Source organism: Janthinobacterium sp. LPB2021202312-11-4 (genome assembly GCF_037049705.1).
Taxonomy (GTDB): Bacteria; Pseudomonadota; Gammaproteobacteria; order Pseudomonadales; family Pseudomonadaceae; genus Aquipseudomonas.
Genome location: NZ_JBAGKV010000006.1, coordinates 190,804 through 210,247 on the forward strand (window position 1 = coordinate 190,804; position 19,444 = coordinate 210,247).

Sequence of the window (19,444 nt, forward strand, 5' to 3'; positions counted from 1 at the left end):
AATAAAAAAGGCCCGCATCGCTGCGGGCCTCTTTGTTTTATCGGTGGAGCAGGGAGCGATTAACCCGCCACCAACACCCGAATCGCTTCCAGTCGCAGCGCAGCCTTGTCGAGCATGGCCAGGCCTTGCTCGCGTTGATTGCGCAGGGCCACCAACTCGCTGTCGCGCACGGTCGGGTTGACCGCTTGCAACGCGGTCAGGCGCGCCAGTTCTTCGTCGGTGTCGGCGGCCAGGCGACGTTGCGCCTCAGCCACACGCTCGGCGTGACGCGGAGCAATCTTCTCTTCGCCGGCATTGATCCGTGGCGTCAACTGATCGCGCTGGGCCTGGACGAACTTGTTGGCGCTGGCGCGGGGCACGCTTTCCAGTTGATCGTTCAGGGTCTCGAACGACACCCGGCCCGACAAGTCGTTGCCATTGGCGTCCAGCAGGCAGCGCAGGGCGGCCGGCGGCAGGTAACGGCCCAGTTGCAGCGAACGCGGGGCAACCACTTCGCTGACGTAGAGCAGCTCCAGCAACACGGTGCCGGGTTTCAGCGCCTTGTTCTTGATCAGCGCGACGGCGGTGTTGCCCATCGAACCGGACAGCACCAGGTCCATGCCGCCCTGCACCATCGGGTGTTCCCAGGTGATGAACTGCATGTCTTCGCGAGACAGCGCCTGGTTGCGGTCGTAGGTGATGGTCACGCCTTCGTCGTCGCCCAGCGGGAAACTGGCGTCGAGCATTTTTTCGCTCGGCTTGAGGATCAGCGCGTTTTCCGAGTGGTCTTCGCTGTCGATACCGAAGGCATCGAACAGGGTTTCCATGTAGATCGGCAGGGCAAACTGATCATCTTGCTCAAGGATGTCCTCGACCAACTGATCGCCTTCGCCCGAACCGCCGGAGTTGAGTTCCAGCAAACGGTCGCGACCGGTGTGCAGCTCGGCTTCCAGACGTTCACGCTCGCTGCGGGCTTCGTCGATCAGCGCTTGCCACTCGCCGTCGTCGGCGTTTTCCAGCAGCGGCAGCAGGCGCGGGCCGAACTGATGCTGCAAGGCGTTGCCGGTCGGGCAGGTGTTGAGGAAGGCGTTCAGCGCTTCGTGGTACCACTGGAACAGACGCTCTTGCGGGCTGGTTTCCAGGTAGGGCACGTGCAGTTCGATGATGTGCTTCTGGCCGATCCGGTCGAGACGACCGATCCGCTGCTCCAGCAAGTCCGGGTGCGCCGGCAGATCGAACAGCACCAGGTGGTGCGAGAACTGGAAGTTGCGACCTTCACTGCCGATTTCCGAGCAGATCAGCACTTGCGCGCCAAACTCTTCATCCGCGAAGTAAGCGGCGGCGCGGTCACGTTCGAGGATGTTCATGCCCTCGTGGAACACCGTGGCCGGAATGCCGGAGCGCACGCGCAGGGCGTCTTCCAGGTCCATAGCGGTTTCGGCGTGGGCGCAGATCACCAGCACTTTGGTGCGCTTGAGCATCTTCAGTTGATCGATCAGCCACTCGACGCGTGGGTCGAATTTCCACCAGCGTTCTTCTTCGTTCGCCTCCGGCTGGGCCTGGAAGCTGACTTCCGGGTACAGCTCGGCGTGATCGCCCAGCGGCAGTTCGAGGTATTCGTCGGGGCACGGTAGCGGGTACGGGTGCAGTTTGCGTTCCGGAAACCCTTGCACGGCGGCGCGGGTATTACGGAACAAAACGCGGCCGGTGCCGTGGCGGTCGAGCAGCTCGCGCACCAGACGGGCGCTGGCTTCGGCGTCGCCATCGTTGACGGCGGTGAGCAGGGCTTCGCCTTCGTTGCCGAGGAAACCGTGAATGGTTTTGTGCGCTTCGGGCGACAGGCGCCCCTTGTCCAGCAACTCCTGAACGGCTTCGGCCACCGGGCGATAGTTTTCGCTCTCGGCGCGGAAGGCGTGCAGGTCGTGGAAACGGTTCGGGTCGAGCAGACGCAGACGGGCGAAGTGGCTGTCCTGGCCCAGTTGTTCCGGGGTCGCGGTCAGCAGCAGCACGCCGGGAATGACTTCGGCCAGTTGTTCGACCAACGAGTATTCCGGGCTGGCCTTGTCTTCGTGCCACACAAGGTGGTGGGCTTCGTCGACCACCAGCAAGTCCCAACCGGCGGCGAACAGCGCGTCCTGGGCCTTCTCGTCGTCCACCAGCCATTCCAGTGCAACCAGAGCGAGCTGGGTGTCTTCGAACGGGTTGGCGGCATCGCTTTCAATAAAGCGTTCTTCATCGAACAGCGCGACTTGCAGGTTGAAGCGGCGGCGCATCTCCACCAGCCACTGGTGCTGCAGGTTCTCGGGCACCAGGATCAGTACGCGGTTGGCGCGGCCCGACAGCAGTTGGCGATGGATCACCAGACCGGCTTCGATGGTTTTACCCAGGCCCACTTCGTCCGCCAGCAAAACCCGTGGCGCGATACGGTCGGCGACTTCACGGGCAATGTGCAATTGGTGCGCGATGGGTTGTGCACGCACGCCGCCCAGGCCCCAAAGGGCGGACTGCAACTGACGGCTGGTGTGTTCCAGGGTGTGATAACGCAGGGAGAACCAGGCCAGCGGGTCGATCTGCCCGGCGAACAAGCGGTCGCTGGCCAGACGGAACTGAATGAAGTTCGACAGCTGGGTTTCCGGCAGGGTGACCGCTTCGTTTTGCGCGTTGAGGCCGTGGTAGACCAGCAGGCCATCGACGTCGTCGACTTCCTGTACGGTCAGTTTCCAGCCTTCGAAGTGAGTGATCGAGTCGCCCGGCGAAAACCGCACACGTGTGAGGGGCGCATTCCGTAGCGCGTACTGACGAGTGTCGCCAGTGGCCGGATAGAGCACGGTCAACAAGCGGCCGTCCTGTGCCAGAACGGTGCCCAAACCCAGCTCGGCTTCGCTGTCACTAATCCAGCGTTGCCCCGGTTGATACTGCTGCGCCATGCTGCCTGACTCCCACCTTGAAAAAGCGGGCTATCTTAACGGAATGAGGCCCTGAGGCCAAAGGATTACGCGTGTGAACGCATGTAGGCGCTGGCGAAGCCTGCGATCTTTTGATCTTAGGGAACACCTCTGTTCTACGTTGTCCGATTAAAAGATCGCAGCCTTCGGCAGCTCTTACAGTGCCAACCGGTTCACATCTTTGCGACCGATGGCTCAAGTCGCCACCCGCTCAGCCGACAGCCTGAAGACAGGAGACTAATAATTATGCTGCAACCGATGCTGCCCTTGAGTGCCGTGCCGATCACCTCGCAACACGACCCGATTCGCCAGCGCCCGGACATTCCGCCGGTCGTGCCGGTGCAGGAAGGGTCCAGCGAAAGCACGATCGACATGCAAAAACGCGACCCCGAAGAGGCCGCCCTGCAACTGCGCGAGGAACAGCGCCGTCGTCAGGAACAGGATCGCCGTCGCCAGGAAGCCGATGAAGACCCGGAAGAACACCTGGCGATCCCCGGTGACGAGCTCAACGCCGACAACACCGTGCCGGTCGCGCCGCTGATCGACGACCAGCCACGCCAGGGCCTTTGGGTCGATATCCAGATCTAAATCCCGCCCCCGTAGGAGCTGCCGAAGGCTGCGATCTTTTTCAGACGCCGCCACCCTCGGCCAATTCCCGCAAACGCCCCAGCAACACCTCAATCTCCTCCTCGGTGTTCAAATAACTCACGGCAATCCGCGCAATGCTCTCCAACCCTCTGGCCTGCATATCCAGGGGCGTATACGCCACGCCGTTGGCGCCGATGTTGATCCCGCGCTGCGCCAACCGTTGCTTCAACTCAACACTGTCCCAACCCTTGAGCGTAAACGCGATCAGGCCGGATTGATGAGCCGTGGGGCCGAGGTTGTGCAGCGTCAGGCCGGGGAGGGTGGCAAGGCGTTCGCGCAAATCCTGGCTCAACGAATCGATCCGCTGACGAATAGTGGCCGGGCCCAACGCGTTGCATTCCTCCAGTGCATTCGCCAACCCGGCCAGCAGCGCCACAGACACCTCGCTGGTTTCAAAACGCCGGGCATCGCCGCGCAGGGCGAAACTTTCGCCATCCCACGGGGCTGAAAGCACATCCAGTTGGGTCGGTTCGAGCCGCTCCATAAACCCTGGCCTTATATAAAGCAGCGCGGTTCCCCGTGGCCCGCGAAGGAATTTGCGCCCGGCACCCTTGAGCACGTCGCAGTTCAGCGCTTGTACATCGCAAGGCAATTGCCCCAGCGCCTGGCCGGCGTCGATGAAGTAGGCAATGCCATGCTGTCGCGCCAGCGCGCCAATCGCCTCGGCGGGGTTGATCAGGCCACCATTGGCGGGGAGCCAGGTCAGGGCGATCAGCTTCACCTTCGGGTCGATCATTTGCTGGAGGGCGGCGACGGACACCGCGCCGGTTTCATCGCAAGGGATCACTTCCAACTGCGCGCCAGCGGCGACGGCCCGTGCGATGCAGGCCAGATTGCCGCCCCATTCGTGGCGGCCAACCAGAATCCGTTCGCCGCTTTGCCAAGGCCCGAGGGCGTTGAACGCCATGCCCCAGGCCGCCGAGCCGCTGCTCGCGAAGGCAATGGCTTGCGGCTCGCTGTTGAGCAAAGTAGCCGCCGCTGTTCGGGCGCGGGCCTGCACGCTTTGATCGGCCGCCTCCATCGGGCCGCCGAGGGCTTCGCGTTGCAGTTGCCCGAGGAGGGCGTCGAGGGTCGCCTGGCTCGGCAGCGAGGCGCCGGCATGGTTGAAGTGGATCACGCTGGCGCAACCGGGTGTGGCCGCCCGCAAACGCGCCACTTCGGCGCGGTTCATGGACGCAACTCGAAAATGGCGTCGATTTCCACTGCCACGCCCCCCGGCAGGCTTGAAACACCGACCGCTGTGCGCACGTGCCGACCTTTCTCGCCGAGGGCGTTGACCAGCAGGTTGGACGCACCGTTGGCCACGGCGCCCTGGTTTTTGAAATCCCCGGCGCTGGCAATGAACACGCCGAGGCGGATGATGCGCACCAGTTTGCCCAAGTCATCACCCAGCGCATGGCTGAGTTGCGAGAGCAAACCGAGCGCCGCCAGTTCGGCGGCGTTGGCCCCTTCTTCGTCGCTGATTGCTTCACCGAGTCGGCCGACGAACGCCGGTTTGCCGTCAAGCAGCGGAATCTGCCCGGAAATAAACAACTGATTCTGACTGAGCACATGGTTGACGTAGTTGGCGATCGGCTGGCTCGGGCTCGGCAAGGTCAGGCCAAGTTGCTGGACGCGTTGGGCGAGTGAATCGGTCATGGTGAATCCTCCTGAATGGAGGGCTCAGCATGTTGGCGTCGAGAGAGGGCGACAAACGGATAGATTTAATTCGACGTATCCAAATAACTCATGCGTCGACGATTTCACTCAACCATTGCGCGAAGCACTGCACCGCATGATTGGGCGGGCGGTCCGGGGTGACCAGCCAATAGCCGATTTCGCCAGTGAACGGCGGGGTGTCGAAGGCCTCGACCAGCGCGCCTTCCTTGAGCCGGCGCTCGATCAAATGATGCCGGCCCATGGCGATGCCCTGGCCGGCCACGGCGGCCTCGACGACGATGTTGTAGTCGTGGAGCATCACGTTGGGATAGTGGGTGAGATCAACGCCGTTGCATGTACTCCAGTCGATCCACTCGAACGGCTGAAGGGATTTGGCCATCAGCAACGGGCCGTTATCGGCGCCCTGAGCCTTGAACGCCGGGCTGCACACGGGCGTCAGCTGTTCCAGCATAAAGCGTCGGGCCTGGACCTTCGGCCAGCCGCCCTTGCCATAGCGGATCGCCAGATCCACCTCGCCGCCACTGACATCGGCCAGTTGCACCGACGGTAGCAGTTCCACGTGAATCTGCGGGTAACGCGCGTTGAAACCGGCCAGGCGCGGCGCCAGCCACAGGGTGGCGAACGAGGCGAGGAGGCCGATGCGCAGGGTGGTTTGCTGTTGCTCATCACCGCGCAGTTCGCGGGTGGCCGCCGCAATGGCTGCCAGCGCCGGTTGAATCTTGCGGTAGTAGCGTTCGCCGGCGGTTGTCAGGTCGATGGCCCGGGTACGGCGGATAAACAGCCGCTGATTGAGGAATTGCTCAAGTTTTTGCACTTGATGGCTGATCGCACTTTGGGTCACCGACAGCTCATCGGCAGCCTTGATGAAACTCAAATGGCGGGCCACGGCCTCGAAGGCGCGCAGGCTCATCAGGGGCGGCAGGTCCTGGTGCAATTCCACGGTCGGGTCCTTGGGGTCCATCGCAAAGCGCCGATTGTGCGGTGAAAAATCGGCGTGAGCACATATTTTGTTAAGTCCTTGCCGCGCGAGTGACTGGTCAGCACGGGCGCCAGACCGCATTATTGGCGCAATCCCGTTCACGCGATGCACAGCACACCATGAGCCAAGACGACAAACTGATCGACCTCAATGCCGAACGCGCCAAGCGGGTTCATGACCTCAACGACAAGCGCCTGAACGAAGTGCGCCAGGCGTTCGAGCAAGCCATGCCGTTGGGCAAAGCGAAGAAAAAGCCGAAAAACAAACCGAAAAAGCGTTGAAACCCCCTGCATCGATTGATGCAGGTCAGTTATTTCCCTCCTTTACGCCCAGTCTTGGGCGACATTGATCCCGGTCAATTTTCTCCCCTGCCTGATTGGTTAACTTAGCTCCATCGCAACAGGGCAAGTGCAGGAGGCCAGTCATGTTTTTCGACAACGTGGTGATCGCCGGAGTGCTGACAGTCGGCCTCATGGTTCTGTTTTTCGCAGGGTTTGGATATTTCATCTGGAAGGATTCGCATAAGCGCAAACCGTAGTTCTTTCCAGAGCAATGAGCACGCAAGGCATTTTGGGCAACTTCGGTTGCCCTTTTTTTTGCCTGTAAAAATCTGTCCGCCTGCACCAATCCCCTGTAGGAGCGAGGCTTGCCCGCGAAAGCGGTGTGCCAGGCAACATCAATGTTGGAAGTTCCGCCGCCTTCGCGGGCAAGCCTCGCTCCTACAGGTGGGGCGGGAGCATCCGCGAAAAGTGGCAGGCATGAAAAAGGCGCGAACCTTACGGAACGCGCCTTTTTCGTTGCCGCGAGGTATCAGCTACCCAGTGCTTTCGATGCCAGCCAGAACAGGCCGGCCGACAAAGCCACGGTGGCGGGCAGGGTCAGGACCCAGGCCAGCAGGATGGTTTTGACCGTGCCACCTTGCAGGCCGCTTTTGTTGGCGACCATGGTCCCGGCCACACCCGAAGACAGGACGTGGGTGGTGGACACCGGTAGGCTGAAGATGTTGGCCAGGCCGATCATGCACGCGGTGGTGATTTGCGCGGACATGCCTTGTGCGTAAGTCATGCCTTGCTTGCCGATCTTCTCGCCAATGGTCAGGACCACGCGTTTCCAGCCAACCATGGTGCCCAGGCCCAGGGCCAGTGCGACCGCCAGAATCACCCAGAACGGGGCGTATTCGGTGGTGGTGGTCAGGTCTTTGCGCAGTTTGTCCAGGTCAGCCTTTTCGCGGGCTTGCAGGCCTGGCAGCTTGGCGACTTTACGTGCAGTGTCGTCCAGGCAGAGCAGGTAACGACGCACTTCAATGCGGCTTTCCGACGACAGCGAGTGATAGTCGGCGACACCTTTAAGGGTGTCGAGCAGGGCGCTGATGGTCGGTTCGGTCTGTTGCGGGTTGCAACGGAATTTCTCCGGCAGATCGCCTTCCACGCTTTTGCCCAGCGCCAGGAATTCACCCAGGGTGTCGGCGTTGCGCTTGTAGAACTGGCTCAAGTGCAGGGTCGCATCGCGGGTGCGTTCGATCTGGTAAGTGGTGCTGCTCAGGTCGAGTACGAACTGCGCCGGCACGATACCGATCAATACCAGCATGATCAGGCCGATGCCTTTCTGGCCATCGTTGGAACCGTGCACGAAGCTCACGGCCATCGCCGAAATCACCAGTACCAGGCGATTCCAGAACGGCGGGTGCTTCTTGTCGTCGAGCTTGCGGCGCTGGTCCGGCGTCTTGTGCATCTTCGACAGCGGGCGCCACCATTTAAGGCCGATCAGCACCAGGGCGGCCACGATGAAGCCGGCCATTGGCGAGAACACCAGGGACGCGCCGATATCGATCGCCTTCTGCCAGTTCACGCCATCGGCCAACGGAATGTCGTTGATCAGGGCGTTGGCCAGGCCGACACCGAGGATCGAGCCGATCAGCGTGTGGGAACTGGAGGCAGGGATACCGAAGTACCAGGTACCCAGGTTCCAGGTGATGGCGGCGGCAAGCAACGAGAACACCATGGCCAGTCCGTGTCCGGTGTTCACATTGATCAGCAGCTCTACCGGCAGCAAATGGACGATGGCATAGGCCACGCCCACACCGCCCAGCAGCACGCCGAGGAAGTTGAACACACCGGAAAAGAACACCGCCAGATGAGGCGGCATGGCTTTGGTGTAGATAACAGTGGCCACCGCGTTGGCGGTGTCATGAAAGCCGTTGATGAACTCGAAGGCGAGGACAAAGGCCAGGGCGAGCAAGAGGCTCACTAGCACCCAAGCATCTAGTCCGCTGAATAAATCGATCATGAAGGTTTTCTGACCCGGTCGTAAGGGGGCGCGATTATGCCAGAAAAGACTGGAAATCGATGCACTAGCTGCTCATCGGTAACATTCTTCAATGAATTAGTTTGTAGCAAAGCCCTAAGCCCCAGGTTTTTACTGGGTTTTGCAAGTTGTTGATTTCATTTGAAAAGCCTGCGGCCACAAGGGTTTCTCTCGAGGGAATGAGGCGCTGAAACGCTTGTGTGAAATATCTGAGAAGAGGGTCGGACATGCGCCATTTGCCTCATCCGGTGGGTGAGGCGGCCGCTGCCCGCTTGTAGCGGGCGCGAAAGGCATGGTCCATACACCGCGCTTTTAGCGGGAGCAGACGCAGACCCTTGAAGGATTCAGGCCGGGGCGGTCAAGGCTCTTCGGCTTTGAGTTCCTTTTCCATCTTCTGCAGTTCCTGGGTGAAGGCCTGATCCTGAACGGTAGCGCGTTTACGCCAGGGTTTGCGTTCCGGTTCGGGCTGGGCGGCGTAGGTGGTGACTTCCCCGCCGTAAACTTCCTTGTAACGTTGTTCCTGGCGCTCAAGTTCCGCGCGCAGTTCGTCTTTCGTCACAGTGCTACCTGATTGAGTTGAGATAAATTCTGGTGAAACGCGCTGCACCGAGTTTATTGACCACGTTCGTCGAAAGGACAACGCCTGGAAAAAGGCATCGGTTTTAACGACAGAGTGATCAACAGGTCCATGTTGCAGGCGGCCACGGCACCAGATAAAAACAGCTGACGTAGCTTCAGTGTCCTGTTTCAGCGAGCGCGTTGGCGGTGCATATGAATGAGCGTCAGGCGCTTGCTGCGGGTAGCGGCGATGGAACATCGCGCTCCGGGTGGCGTAGTCGGCAAGTAATAAGCCGGCTGGTCACTGGGGTGCATTATAGCGGTCGAATCGAAGAACACTATCTCCAGAGAGTTAAAAGTGGTTCGGAGTGTGTGATGTTTTTGTTACTCACAACTTTTACCGCTAATTAGAGTGTCTGAATTTCACATTTCAGCGCCCTCTTTCTGACGTCAACAAGTCGGACAAGTTCGACTCATTACATTGCCGGCTTAAGTCTGCAAGCGCGTAAGAGTAAGAACATTTAATGGCTCGGCACGTGCGTGACCGTCAACGGCCAGACAATTGCGATTATCGGTCGACGGTTCGATAATCGCCCAATCTTGACGCCAGTGGCTTGTGCACCGGCCGGTAGCCGCTTGTAATAGCCACTGATCCGTGTAGGAAAAGGACCTGATATGAACGATCAACTGCGCAACTCCTTCACCTCAGTGGCGCCGCCGATCGTCGCCTCGCCGGCCAAGCGAATCCAGGCGCTGACTGGCGACCCTGACTTCATGACCTCCCTGGCCCGTGGCTTGGCGGTGGTGCAAGCCTTTCAGGAGCGCAAGCGTCACTTGACCATCGCGCAAATCAGCCACCGCACGGAAATCCCCCGCGCCGCCGTGCGACGTTGCCTACATACCCTGATCAAACTCGGCTACGCCACCACGGACGGTCGAACCTATTCGCTGCTCCCCAAAGTGCTGACCCTGGGCCATGCCTATGTGTCCTCGACGCCGCTGGCGGTGTCCGCGCAACCGTACCTGGATCGCATGAGCGAGCAACTCCATGAGGCCTGCAACATGGCCACCCTGGAAGGCGACGACATTCTCTACATCGCCCGCTCAGCAACCACCCAACGCCTTATTTCCGTGGACCTGTCGGTGGGCGGGCGTCTGCCGGCCTATTGCACTTCCATGGGCCGCATTCTGCTGGCGGCGCTGGATGACACGACGCTCGGCGAATACCTCGACCATGCGGAATTCCAGGCGAAGACCAGCCGCACACTGCACACCCCCGAGGCCTTGCTCGAATGCCTGCATGAGGTGCGGCAGCAAGGCTGGTGCATCGTCGATCAGGAACTGGAACAAGGCCTGCGCTCGATTGCGGTTCCGGTGTACGACGCTTCCGGCCAGGTGGTGGCGGCGCTCAATGTCAGTACCCACGCCGGGCGGGTCAGCCGCACCGAGCTGGAGCAACGCTTCCTGCCCGGTTTGCTGAGTGCCAGTCGCGACCTCAGTGCACAACTCTTTGCATAAGCGGTCTTTGCATAAGCGGTCTTCGCCTAAGCTGTTCGATAAACGCACAGAGTCGCGTTTATCGAATTGACGCTGTTTCCCTCGGATCATTAATGTCGCGGCAGCGTCATCCGGCACTGTTGGCCCTCGGTCAATCGCTGGACGACGACCCCCCATAATAATGAGAAGAGGCCACGCGTTCGTTGCGTGGAATAAAAATAATGAATCAGCCTCAGTCTGCTGTTGGCAACTGCCTCGACGTGCAGTCCTTCATCAATGCCCAACCCATTTCGCGCTATCAGTGGCGAGTGGTGATCCTGTGTTTCCTGATCGTTTTCCTCGATGGCCTCGACACCGCAGCCATGGGCTTCATCGCGCCAGCACTGTCCCAGGACTGGGGCATCGACCGCGCCAGCCTCGGCCCGGTGATGAGTGCGGCGCTGATCGGCATGGTATTCGGCGCACTGGGTTCCGGCCCGTTGGCTGACCGCTTCGGGCGAAAAGTCGTACTGGTGGGGGCGGTGTTTCTGTTCGGCATCTTCAGCCTGGCTTCGGCCTACAGCAGCAACGTTGATCAATTGCTGGTGCTGCGTTTCCTCACCGGCCTGGGCCTGGGCGCCGGCATGCCGAACGCTACCACGCTGTTGTCGGAATACACCCCGGAGCGCAAGAAATCCTTGCTGGTGACCAGCATGTTCTGCGGCTTCAACCTTGGCATGGCCGGTGGCGGGTTTATCTCGGCCAAGCTGATCCCGGCGTTCGGCTGGCATAGCCTGCTGCTGATCGGTGGGATTCTGCCGCTGATCCTTGCCGTGGTTTTGCTGTTCTGGCTGCCGGAATCGGCGCGTTACCTTGTAGTCCGTAATCGCGGCACTGACAAAGTACGCAAAACCCTGGCGCCGATCGACCCGGTGGTGGTGGCTCAGGCGTCCAGCTTCAGCGTCCCGGAACAAAAAACCGTGAAGGCGCGCAACGTGTTCGCGGTGATCTTCTCCGGCACCTACAGCACCGGCACCTTGCTGTTGTGGCTGACCTATTTCATGGGCCTGGTGATCGTGTACCTGCTGACCAGTTGGCTGCCGACCCTGATGCGTGACAGCGGCGCGAGCATGGAGCAAGCCGCTTTCATCGGCGCGCTGTTCCAGTTCGGCGGGGTATTGAGCGCGGTCGGTGTGGGCTGGGCGATGGACCGGTTCAATCCGCACAAGGTCATCGGCACTTTCTACCTGCTGGCCGGGGTGTTTGCCTACGCGGTCGGGCAGAGCCTGGGCCACATCACGCTGCTGGCGACGTTGGTGCTGGTGGCCGGGATGTGCGTCAACGGTGCGCAATCGGCGATGCCTTCACTGGCGGCGCGGTTTTATCCGACCCAGGGCCGGGCGACCGGGGTGTCGTGGATGCTCGGGATCGGCCGTTTCGGCGCGATCCTCGGTGCGTGGATGGGCGCGACGTTGCTGGGCCTGGGCTGGAATTTCGAACAGGTGCTGACAGCGTTGGTGATTCCGGCGGCATTGGCGACCACGGCGGTGGTGATCAAGGGCATGGTCAGTCATGCGGATGCGACCTGATTCCAGGTTGAGATAGCGGTGTTGTGGGAAAAGATCGCAGCCTTCGGCAGCTCCTGCAGTGGGATGTGCACGCCCGTAGGAGCTGCCGAAGGCTGCGATCTTTTTGGAACAACACAGATCGATAGCCCTACAACAATCTGTTCGATAAACGAACACTCAGTCGATTATCGGATTGTTCGGCGATTTTCAGCGGCTTAACCTTCAGTGACTTCGGCGCTGAACCTCGCGCCTTTTTCTTCCACTGTCGGTTCACAACAAAACGGGAGCCTGCCCCATGGCTGAAATCCTTTCGCTGCACGACGCGGTGAAGCAATTCGTCAACGACGGCGATACCGTCGCGCTCGAAGGCTTCACTCACCTGATTCCGACGGCGGCGGGTCATGAAATCATTCGCCAGGGCAAGAAAGATCTGACGCTGGTGCGGATGACGCCTGACTTGATCTACGACCAGTTGATCGGTGCCGGTTGTGCTCGCAAGCTGATTTTCTCCTGGGGCGGCAACCCTGGCGTTGGCTCGCTGCATCGTCTGCGCGACGCCGTCGAGAAACAGTGGCCGCACCCACTGGAAATCGAAGAACACAGCCACGCCGACCTGGCCAATGCCTACGTCGCTGGCGCCTCCGGCCTACCGTTCGCCGTGCTGCGGGCCTACGCCGGTTCCGACCTGCCGAAGGTCAACCCGCTGATCAAAACCGTGACCTGCCCGTTCACTGGTGAAGTACTGGCCGCCGTGCCTTCGGTGCGCCCGGACATCACCGTGATCCACGCGCAAAAGGCTGACCGCAAGGGCAACGTGCTGCTGTGGGGCATCCTCGGCGTGCAGAAAGAAGCTGCGCTGGCTGCCAAGCGCTGCATCGTCACCGTCGAAGAAATCGTCGACGACCTCAATGCACCGATGAACGCCTGTGTGCTGCCGACCTGGGCCTTGAGCGCGGTTTGCCACGTCCCTGGCGGCGCGCATCCGTCCTACGCCCACGGCTACAACGAACGCGATAACCGCTTCTACCAGGCCTGGGACCCGATTGCCCGGGACCGCGACACCTTCACTGCGTGGATCAACGAGTACATCCACGGCTGCGCTGACTTTAGCGAGTTCCAGGCCAAACTGGCCGCTGCTTCGGAGGCCAAGTAATGACGTACACCACCAATGAAATGATGACCGTCGCCGCCGCCCGCCGTTTGAAAAATGGTTCGGTATGCTTCGTCGGCATTGGCCTACCGTCGAAAGCGGCCAACCTGGCGCGGCTCACTTCCTCGCCGGATGTCGTCCTTATCTACGAGTCGGGTCCGATCGGCGCCAAGCCGAGTGTGTTGCCGCTGTCGATTGGTGACGGTGAACTGGCGGAAACCGCTGACACTGTCGTGCCGACCGGTGAGATTTTTCGCTATTGGTTGCAGGGCGGGCGCATCGACGTCGGTTTTCTCGGCGCCGCGCAGGTTGACCGCTTCGGCAATATCAACACCACGGTCGTGGGCGATTATCACCAGCCCAAAGTGCGCCTGCCGGGTGCCGGGGGCGCGCCGGAGATTGCCGGTTCGGCCAAGAGCGTGTTGATCATCCTTAAACAGTCGGCGCGTTCGTTTGTCGACAAACTCGACTTCATCACCTCGGTCGGCCATGGCGAGGGCGGCGATTCGCGCAAGCGTCTGGGCCTGCCGGGTGCCGGGCCGGTCGGCATCATTACCGACCTGTGCATCATGGAACCGGAAGCCGAGACCCATGAATTCGTGGTCACCGCGCTGCATCCGGGCGTGACCCGCGAGCAAGTCACGGCGGCCACCGGTTGGGCGATTCGTTTTGCCGAACACGTTGAAACCACCGCCGAACCCACCGAGGTTGAACTCAAGGCGCTGCGGGATCTGGAAGCCCGCACCGCTGCGGCCCATGGCCAAGCCCCCGGAGAAGCGTGATGCGTGACGTTTATATCTGCGATGCGATTCGCACGCCCATCGGCCGTTTCGGCGGTGGCTTGTCGGCCGTTCGCGCCGACGACCTGGCCGCCGTGCCGATCAAGGCACTGATGGAACGCAACCCGTCGGTGGACTGGAGTGCGGTGGACGAGGTATTTCTCGGCTGCGCCAACCAGGCCGGCGAAGATAACCGCAACGTGGCGCGCATGGCGCTGCTGCTGGCGGGGCTGCCGGAAAGCATTCCAGGCGTCACACTCAATCGTCTCTGCGCGTCGGGCATGGACGCCATTGGCACCGCGTTCCGGGCGATTGCCAGCGGCGAGATGGAGCTGGCGATTGCTGGTGGTGTCGAATCGATGTCCCGCGCGCCGTTCGTGATGGGCAAGGCTGATGCGGCGTTCTCGCGCAACATGAAGCTGGAAGACACCACCATCGGCTGGCGTTTTATCAACCCGTTGATGAAAGCCCGGTACGGCGTCGATGCGATGCCGCAAACCGCTGACAACGTGGCCGACGATTACGACATTTCTCGCGAGGATCAGGACGCTTTCGCCCTGCGCAGTCAGCAGCGCACCGCCGCCGCGCAAGCTGCAGGATTTTTCGCCGAAGAAATTGTGGAAGTGCGAATTGCCCACAAAAAAGGCGAGACCGTCGTCACCCAGGACGAACATCCGCGCGCCGACACCACCCTGGACACCCTGGCCAAACTCAAACCGGTCAACGGCCCCGACAAAACCGTGACCGCCGGCAATGCCTCCGGTGTGAACGACGGCGCGGCGGCGTTGATTCTGGCGTCCGCCGACGCGGTGAAGCAACACGGTTTGACCGCCCGCGCCAAAGTGCTGGGCATGGCGAGCGCCGGGGTTGCCCCGCGAGTGATGGGCATCGGCCCGGTACCGGCGGTGCGCAAACTCACCGAGCGTCTGGGCCTGGCCGTCAGCGATTTCGATGTGATCGAACTCAATGAAGCGTTCGCCAGCCAGGGTTTGGCGGTGTTGCGTGAACTGGGGATCGCCGACGATGCAGCCCAGGTCAACCCAAACGGCGGCGCCATTGCCTTGGGCCATCCGTTGGGCATGAGCGGTGCACGCCTGGTGCTGACCGCACTGCATCAACTGGAAAAAACCGGTGGCAAGAAAGGTCTGGCGACCATGTGCGTCGGCGTTGGCCAGGGTCTGGCACTCGCCATCGAACGCGTCTGACAGCCGCCGACTAATAAGAACAGAGGAAAGCGAAATGACTGACAAGCCTGGTTACCGTCGTCCGCAAGAAGGCACCCAGCCGCAATACCTGCACCCGACCTATCAATCCACCAACAAGCGCTCGCCGTCCAAACCGTTGGTGTTTCTGCCCCATTCGTTGTCGGAAATCACCGGTCCGACCATCGGCGCCGAGCGCATCAACCCGCAGGACAACGACCTGACCGCCCAGCACAGGGGCGAGCCATTGGGCGAGCGCATCATCATCCATGGCCGCGTGCTCGATGAAGACGGCTTGCCGGTGCCGGGGATTCTGGTGGAGATCTGGCAGGCCAACGCCGCCGGTCGCTACAACCATGCCCGCGACTTGCACGACGCGCCGCTGGACCCGAACTTCACCGGCACTGGCCGCACCGTGACCGACGCCGACGGCTGGTATCAGTTCCAGACCATCAAGCCCGGCGCCTACCCGTGGGGCAATCATCACAACGCCTGGCGCCCGGCGCACATCCATTTCTCGTTGTTCGGGCCGAGCATCCTGACGCGGCTGGTGACCCAGATGTATTTCCCGGGCGACCCGTTGCTGGCCTACGACCCGATCTACAACTGCGTACCGGATACGAGCGCCAAAGAACGCTTGATCGCCCGTTTCGACCTGGAAAAAACCATCCCTTCCTACGCCCTCGGTTACCGTTGGGACATCATCTTGCGCGGCCGCGAAGCCACGCCGATGGAGAAATAAGATGACGCTGAACGCGACCACGTCCCACACCGTCGGGCCGTATTACCACATCGGCCTGACCTGGCTGAACCGCGAAGACCTGACTGTCGAACAGACCCTCGGCCAACGCGTGGCGATCACCGGGCAAGTCGTCGATGGCAACGGTGATTTCGTCAACGACGCGATGCTGGAAGTCTGGCAGGCCAACGCCGCCGGCAAGTACGACCACCCCGAAGACGAACAGGACAAACCCCTGGACCCGCACTTCGAAGGCTTTGGCCGGGTGCCGGTGGATGCCGAAGGACGGTTTCGCTTCACCACGATCAAGCCAGGCACGGTTGAAGGCCTGAACGGTTCGACCCAGGCGCCGCATCTGGTGGTGCTGGTGTTTGCCCGTGGATTGGTGAAGCACTTGCTGACGAGGATTTACTTTGATGGCGAGCCGGCGAATGTTTCGGACTCGCTCTTGGAGTGCGTGCCGGCTGAGCGCCGCAGTACGTTGCTGGCGAAGGCTGATGCGTCCGGTGTTTATCAGTGGAATGTGATTTTGCAGGGCACCGATGCGGAGACGGTGTTTTTCGATTATTGAGATCAAGATCAAAAGATCGCAGCCTTCGGCAGTTCCTACAGGGTGTACGCCGTACCAATGTAGGAGCTGCCGAAGGCTGCGATCTTTTGATGTTTCGGTACTGTGGAACAGGACTGTTGCGAAGTGTGTCTAGACTCTCACTGTCCCCATTGAGTGAAAAACAATGACAACAACTACGGCTTCAACAGAGCACTACACGGGTGAGGAGCGCAGCAAACGGATTTTTGCGATTGTCGGCGCCTCGTCCGGCAACCTGGTCGAATGGTTCGACTTTTACGTGTATGCCTTCTGTGCCATCTATTTCGCACCAGCCTTTTTCCCCTCCGATAACCCCACGGTACAACTGGTCAACACCGCCGGTGTGTTCGCCGCCGGGTTCCTGATGCGGCCGATTGGCGGCTGGATTTTCGGCCGGCTGGCGGACAAAAAGGGCCGCAAGACATCGATGATGATTTCGGTGCTGATGATGTGCTTCGGCTCATTGCTCATCGCCTGTTTGCCGACTTACGCCAGCATCGGCGTGTGGGCGCCGCTTCTGCTGCTGTTTGCGCGACTGCTGCAAGGTTTGTCGGTAGGCGGGGAGTACGGCACCACCGCGACCTATATGAGCGAAGTCGCGCTCAAGGGCCAGCGTGGTTTCTTCGCCTCGTTCCAGTACGTGACGCTGATTGGCGGGCAACTGCTGGCGGTGTCGCTGGTGGTGATCCTGCAACAGTTCCTCACCGAAGATGATCTGCGCGCCTACGGCTGGCGGATTCCGTTTGTGGTTGGTGCGGTGGCGGCGGTGATCTCGCTGTTCCTGCGTCGTTCGCTCAAGGAAACCACCAGCAAGGAAATGCGCGAAAACAAGGACGCCGGCAGCATCATGGCGCTGTTTCGCGACCACAAAGCCGCGTTCATCACCGTGCTCGGTTACACCGCCGGTGGCTCGCTGATTTTCTACACCTTCACCACCTATATGCAGAAATACCTGGTGAACACCGCCGGTATGAACGCCAAGACCGCCAGCTACATCATGACCGGCGCGCTGTTTCTTTATATGTGCATGCAGCCGCTGTTCGGGATGCTCGCGGACAAGATCGGCCGACGTAACTCGATGCTGTGGTTCGGTGCGTTGGGGACGTTGTTCACCGTGCCGATTTTGCTGAGTCTGAAAAGCATCAGCAGCCCGTTCCTGGCCTTTGCGCTGATTACCGTGGCGCTGGCGATCGTCAGTTTCTACACCTCGATCAGCGGCTTGGTGAAAGCCGAAATGTTCCCGCCGGAAGTGCGCGCCTTGGGCGTTGGCCTGGCTTACGCGGTGGCGAATGCGATCTTCGGTGGTTCGGCGGAATACGTGGCCCTGAGCCTCAAAGCCGTGGGCATGGAAAACACCTTCTACTGGTACGTCACGGTGATGATGGCGGTGGCGTTCCTGTTCAGCCTGCGCCTGCCCAGACAAGCCAAGTATTTGCACCACGACCTTTGATCTCTACCCGTGGGCCTCAGCGGCCCACGTCCTCAAGGATTGTTTATGAACCAGCGACCGAACAATCAATTGTTCGATGCCTATTTCACTGCCCGCGATATGCGCGAAGTGTTCTGCGATCAGGGCCGGGTTCAGGCCATGCTCGACTTCGAAGCGGCGCTGGCCCGGGCCGAGGCGCGGGTCGGGTTGATTCCTCAGACCGCTGTCGCCGCTATTGAAGCGGCGTGTCAGGCCGGGCATTACGATTTCGCCGCGCTCGGTGAGGCGATTGCCACGGCGGGCAATTCGGCGATTCCACTGGTCAAAGCCTTGGGCAAGCAGATCGCCGCCAACGATGCCGAGGCCGAGCGTTATGTGCATTTGGGCGCGACCAGTCAGGACGTGATGGATTCCGGCCTCGTGCTGCAACTGCGCCAGGCACTGGAGCTGATCGAGCGCGATTTGGCGCAACTCGGGGAAATCCTCGCGACCCAGGCTTGGCGTTACGTGGCCACGCCGCTGGCCGGGCGCACCTGGTTGCAGCACGCGACGCCGGTGACGCTCGGGATGAAGATCGCCGGTTGGCTGGGGGCCGTGACCCGCAGTCGCCAGCGTTTGCGCGAGCTCAAGCCGCGTTTGCTGGTGCTGCAATTCGGTGGTGCTTCCGGAACCCTCGCGGCCCTCGGCGAACAGGCGATGCCGATTGCCACTGCGTTGGCCGAAGAGCTGCAACTGACCTTGCCGGAACAACCCTGGCACACCCAGCGGGATCGCCTGGTGGAGTTCGGCGCCGTGCTTGGCTTGATCGCCGGCAGCCTTGGCAAGTTCGGGCGTGATATCAGCCTGTTGATGCAGACCGAAGCGGCAGAAGTGTTCGAACCATCGGCGCCGGGCAAGGGCGGTTCCTCGACCATGCCGCACAAGCGCAACCCTGTGGGCGCGGCGGTGTTGATCGGCGCGGCCACGCGGGTGCCGGGTTTGCTCTCGACGCTGTTTAGCGCGATGCCGCAAGAACACGAACGTAGCTTGGGCCTGTGGCATGCCGAGTGGGAAACCCTGCCGGAGATTTGCTGCCTGGTGTCCGGCAGCCTGCAACAAGCGCTGCTGCTGGCCGATGGCCTGGAAGTGGACGCAACACGCATGGCGCGCAACCTCGACCTGACCCAGGGGTTGGTGCTGGCCGAAGCGGTCAGCATCGTCCTCGCGCAACGGGTCGGTCGCGATACCGCGCATCATTTATTAGAGCAATGCTGCAAACGCGCAGTGACCGAACAGCGTCACCTGCGCGAGGTACTCGGTGACGAGCCGCAAGTGACTGCCGAGCTTTCACCTGCCGAACTGGATCGACTGCTGGACCCTGCCCATTACCTCGGCCAGGCCCATACCTGGGTCGAACGCGCCGTGGCTGAACATTTTGCGCTGACTGCCTGAAGGAGGCTG

Annotated in this window: 18 protein-coding genes; 12 read left to right on the top strand and 6 right to left on the bottom strand. The window is 61.0% G+C overall.

Annotation, left to right across the window (positions count from 1 at the left end; translation table 11 throughout):
• Positions 1-59 precede the first annotated feature (59 nt).
• The gene (gene rapA / locus V5E99_RS09235; protein WP_499802173.1) at positions 60-2,906 is read right to left on the bottom strand and encodes an RNA polymerase-associated protein RapA; all 2,847 of its coding nucleotides are present in this window, start codon (positions 2,904-2,906) and stop codon (positions 60-62) included.
• Positions 2,907-3,170: 264 nt separating this feature from the next.
• On the opposite strand from rapA, the gene V5E99_RS09240 reads away from it, so the two are divergent.
• Positions 3,171-3,512, top strand: coding sequence for a hypothetical protein (locus tag V5E99_RS09240; RefSeq protein ID WP_499802174.1), 342 nt, complete (start codon positions 3,171-3,173; stop codon positions 3,510-3,512).
• A 40-nt stretch (positions 3,513-3,552) separates the two neighbouring features.
• On the opposite strand, the gene V5E99_RS09245 is transcribed toward V5E99_RS09240, so the two are convergent.
• From V5E99_RS09245 to V5E99_RS09255, 3 genes are all read right to left on the bottom strand, one after another.
• Entirely contained in the window at positions 3,553-4,743 is a 1,191-nt protein-coding gene (locus V5E99_RS09245) for an aminotransferase class V-fold PLP-dependent enzyme (protein WP_499802175.1), read from the bottom strand.
• The gene (locus V5E99_RS09250; RefSeq protein WP_499802176.1) at positions 4,740-5,210 is read right to left on the bottom strand and encodes a RidA family protein; all 471 of its coding nucleotides are present in this window, start codon (positions 5,208-5,210) and stop codon (positions 4,740-4,742) included. Before V5E99_RS09250 ends, V5E99_RS09245 begins: the two co-directional genes overlap by 4 nt.
• Positions 5,211-5,298: 88 nt before the next feature.
• Positions 5,299-6,192 (bottom strand): LysR substrate-binding domain-containing protein, encoded by an 894-nt coding sequence (locus V5E99_RS09255; protein ID WP_499802177.1) that lies wholly within the window; start codon positions 6,190-6,192, stop codon positions 5,299-5,301.
• A gap of 137 nt (positions 6,193-6,329) precedes the next feature.
• Between V5E99_RS09255 and V5E99_RS09260 the strand changes: the two genes are divergently transcribed.
• A complete protein-coding gene (locus V5E99_RS09260; protein ID WP_008016476.1) occupies positions 6,330-6,491 on the top strand; it encodes a hypothetical protein in 162 nt (53 codons plus the stop codon).
• A 143-nt stretch (positions 6,492-6,634) separates the two neighbouring features.
• Positions 6,635-6,748: a cytochrome c oxidase subunit CcoM gene (gene ccoM / locus V5E99_RS09265; protein WP_054046898.1), complete on the top strand. Its 114-nt coding sequence runs from the start codon at positions 6,635-6,637 to the stop codon at positions 6,746-6,748.
• A gap of 272 nt (positions 6,749-7,020) precedes the next feature.
• Here ccoM and V5E99_RS09270 read toward each other — a convergent pair whose 3' ends face one another.
• Both V5E99_RS09270 and V5E99_RS09275 read right to left on the bottom strand, forming a co-directional pair.
• Positions 7,021-8,496: an inorganic phosphate transporter gene (locus V5E99_RS09270; protein ID WP_499802179.1), complete on the bottom strand. Its 1,476-nt coding sequence runs from the start codon at positions 8,494-8,496 to the stop codon at positions 7,021-7,023.
• Between the two features lie 376 nt (positions 8,497-8,872).
• A complete protein-coding gene (locus V5E99_RS09275) occupies positions 8,873-9,331 on the bottom strand; it encodes a hypothetical protein (protein WP_499802180.1) in 459 nt (152 codons plus the stop codon).
• A 416-nt stretch (positions 9,332-9,747) separates the two neighbouring features.
• On the opposite strand from V5E99_RS09275, the gene pcaR reads away from it, so the two are divergent.
• The 9 genes from pcaR (at position 9,748) to V5E99_RS09320 (ending at position 19,435) form a co-directional block, all read left to right on the top strand.
• Complete coding sequence (gene pcaR, locus V5E99_RS09280) at positions 9,748-10,590, top strand: pca regulon transcriptional regulator PcaR (protein WP_499802181.1); 843 nt, start codon at positions 9,748-9,750, stop codon at positions 10,588-10,590.
• 200 nt (positions 10,591-10,790) lie between these two features.
• Positions 10,791-12,137 carry a 4-hydroxybenzoate transporter PcaK gene (gene pcaK / locus V5E99_RS09285; RefSeq protein ID WP_499802182.1) on the top strand — a complete coding sequence of 449 codons (1,347 nt, stop codon included), beginning with the start codon at positions 10,791-10,793 and terminating at the stop codon, positions 12,135-12,137.
• Between the two features lie 274 nt (positions 12,138-12,411).
• Entirely contained in the window at positions 12,412-13,269 is an 858-nt protein-coding gene (locus tag V5E99_RS09290) for a CoA transferase subunit A (RefSeq protein ID WP_201195364.1), read from the top strand.
• A complete protein-coding gene (locus V5E99_RS09295; RefSeq protein WP_499802183.1) occupies positions 13,269-14,048 on the top strand; it encodes a CoA-transferase subunit beta in 780 nt (259 codons plus the stop codon). The genes V5E99_RS09290 and V5E99_RS09295 overlap by 1 nt, the downstream gene beginning before the upstream one ends.
• Positions 14,048-15,250 carry a 3-oxoadipyl-CoA thiolase gene (pcaF, locus tag V5E99_RS09300; protein WP_499802184.1) on the top strand — a complete coding sequence of 401 codons (1,203 nt, stop codon included), beginning with the start codon at positions 14,048-14,050 and terminating at the stop codon, positions 15,248-15,250. Before V5E99_RS09295 ends, pcaF begins: the two co-directional genes overlap by 1 nt.
• A 34-nt stretch (positions 15,251-15,284) precedes the next feature.
• Positions 15,285-15,989: a protocatechuate 3,4-dioxygenase subunit beta gene (gene pcaH, locus V5E99_RS09305; protein WP_499802185.1), complete on the top strand. Its 705-nt coding sequence runs from the start codon at positions 15,285-15,287 to the stop codon at positions 15,987-15,989.
• A 1-nt stretch (position 15,990) separates the two neighbouring features.
• The gene (gene pcaG / locus V5E99_RS09310) at positions 15,991-16,557 is read left to right on the top strand and encodes a protocatechuate 3,4-dioxygenase subunit alpha (protein ID WP_499802186.1); all 567 of its coding nucleotides are present in this window, start codon (positions 15,991-15,993) and stop codon (positions 16,555-16,557) included.
• A 163-nt stretch (positions 16,558-16,720) separates the two neighbouring features.
• On the top strand, positions 16,721-18,025 hold the full coding sequence (locus tag V5E99_RS09315) for an MFS family transporter (RefSeq protein WP_499802187.1): 1,305 nt from the start codon (positions 16,721-16,723) through the stop codon (positions 18,023-18,025).
• A 45-nt stretch (positions 18,026-18,070) separates the two neighbouring features.
• Positions 18,071-19,435 (top strand): 3-carboxy-cis,cis-muconate cycloisomerase, encoded by a 1,365-nt coding sequence (locus V5E99_RS09320; protein WP_499802188.1) that lies wholly within the window; start codon positions 18,071-18,073, stop codon positions 19,433-19,435.
• Positions 19,436-19,444: the final 9 nt, after the last annotated feature.

Excerpts from the sequence above, each read along its gene's own strand:
- rapA (WP_499802173.1), bottom strand. The coding sequence starts at position 2,906 with ATGGCGCAGCAGTATCAACCGGGGCAACGCTGGATTAGTGACAGCGAA.
- V5E99_RS09240 (WP_499802174.1), top strand. The coding sequence starts at position 3,171 with ATGCTGCAACCGATGCTGCCCTTGAGTGCCGTGCCGATCACCTCGCAA.
- V5E99_RS09245 (WP_499802175.1), bottom strand. The coding sequence starts at position 4,743 with ATGAACCGCGCCGAAGTGGCGCGTTTGCGGGCGGCCACACCCGGTTGC.
- V5E99_RS09250 (WP_499802176.1), bottom strand. The coding sequence starts at position 5,210 with ATGACCGATTCACTCGCCCAACGCGTCCAGCAACTTGGCCTGACCTTG.
- V5E99_RS09255 (WP_499802177.1), bottom strand. The coding sequence starts at position 6,192 with ATGGACCCCAAGGACCCGACCGTGGAATTGCACCAGGACCTGCCGCCC.
- V5E99_RS09260 (WP_008016476.1), top strand. The coding sequence starts at position 6,330 with ATGAGCCAAGACGACAAACTGATCGACCTCAATGCCGAACGCGCCAAG.
- ccoM (WP_054046898.1), top strand. The coding sequence starts at position 6,635 with ATGTTTTTCGACAACGTGGTGATCGCCGGAGTGCTGACAGTCGGCCTC.
- V5E99_RS09270 (WP_499802179.1), bottom strand. The coding sequence starts at position 8,496 with ATGATCGATTTATTCAGCGGACTAGATGCTTGGGTGCTAGTGAGCCTC.
- V5E99_RS09275 (WP_499802180.1), bottom strand. The coding sequence starts at position 9,331 with ATGTTCCATCGCCGCTACCCGCAGCAAGCGCCTGACGCTCATTCATAT.
- pcaR (WP_499802181.1), top strand. The coding sequence starts at position 9,748 with ATGAACGATCAACTGCGCAACTCCTTCACCTCAGTGGCGCCGCCGATC.
- pcaK (WP_499802182.1), top strand. The coding sequence starts at position 10,791 with ATGAATCAGCCTCAGTCTGCTGTTGGCAACTGCCTCGACGTGCAGTCC.
- V5E99_RS09290 (WP_201195364.1), top strand. The coding sequence starts at position 12,412 with ATGGCTGAAATCCTTTCGCTGCACGACGCGGTGAAGCAATTCGTCAAC.
- V5E99_RS09295 (WP_499802183.1), top strand. The coding sequence starts at position 13,269 with ATGACGTACACCACCAATGAAATGATGACCGTCGCCGCCGCCCGCCGT.
- pcaF (WP_499802184.1), top strand. The coding sequence starts at position 14,048 with ATGCGTGACGTTTATATCTGCGATGCGATTCGCACGCCCATCGGCCGT.
- pcaH (WP_499802185.1), top strand. The coding sequence starts at position 15,285 with ATGACTGACAAGCCTGGTTACCGTCGTCCGCAAGAAGGCACCCAGCCG.
- pcaG (WP_499802186.1), top strand. The coding sequence starts at position 15,991 with ATGACGCTGAACGCGACCACGTCCCACACCGTCGGGCCGTATTACCAC.
- V5E99_RS09315 (WP_499802187.1), top strand. The coding sequence starts at position 16,721 with ATGACAACAACTACGGCTTCAACAGAGCACTACACGGGTGAGGAGCGC.
- V5E99_RS09320 (WP_499802188.1), top strand. The coding sequence starts at position 18,071 with ATGAACCAGCGACCGAACAATCAATTGTTCGATGCCTATTTCACTGCC.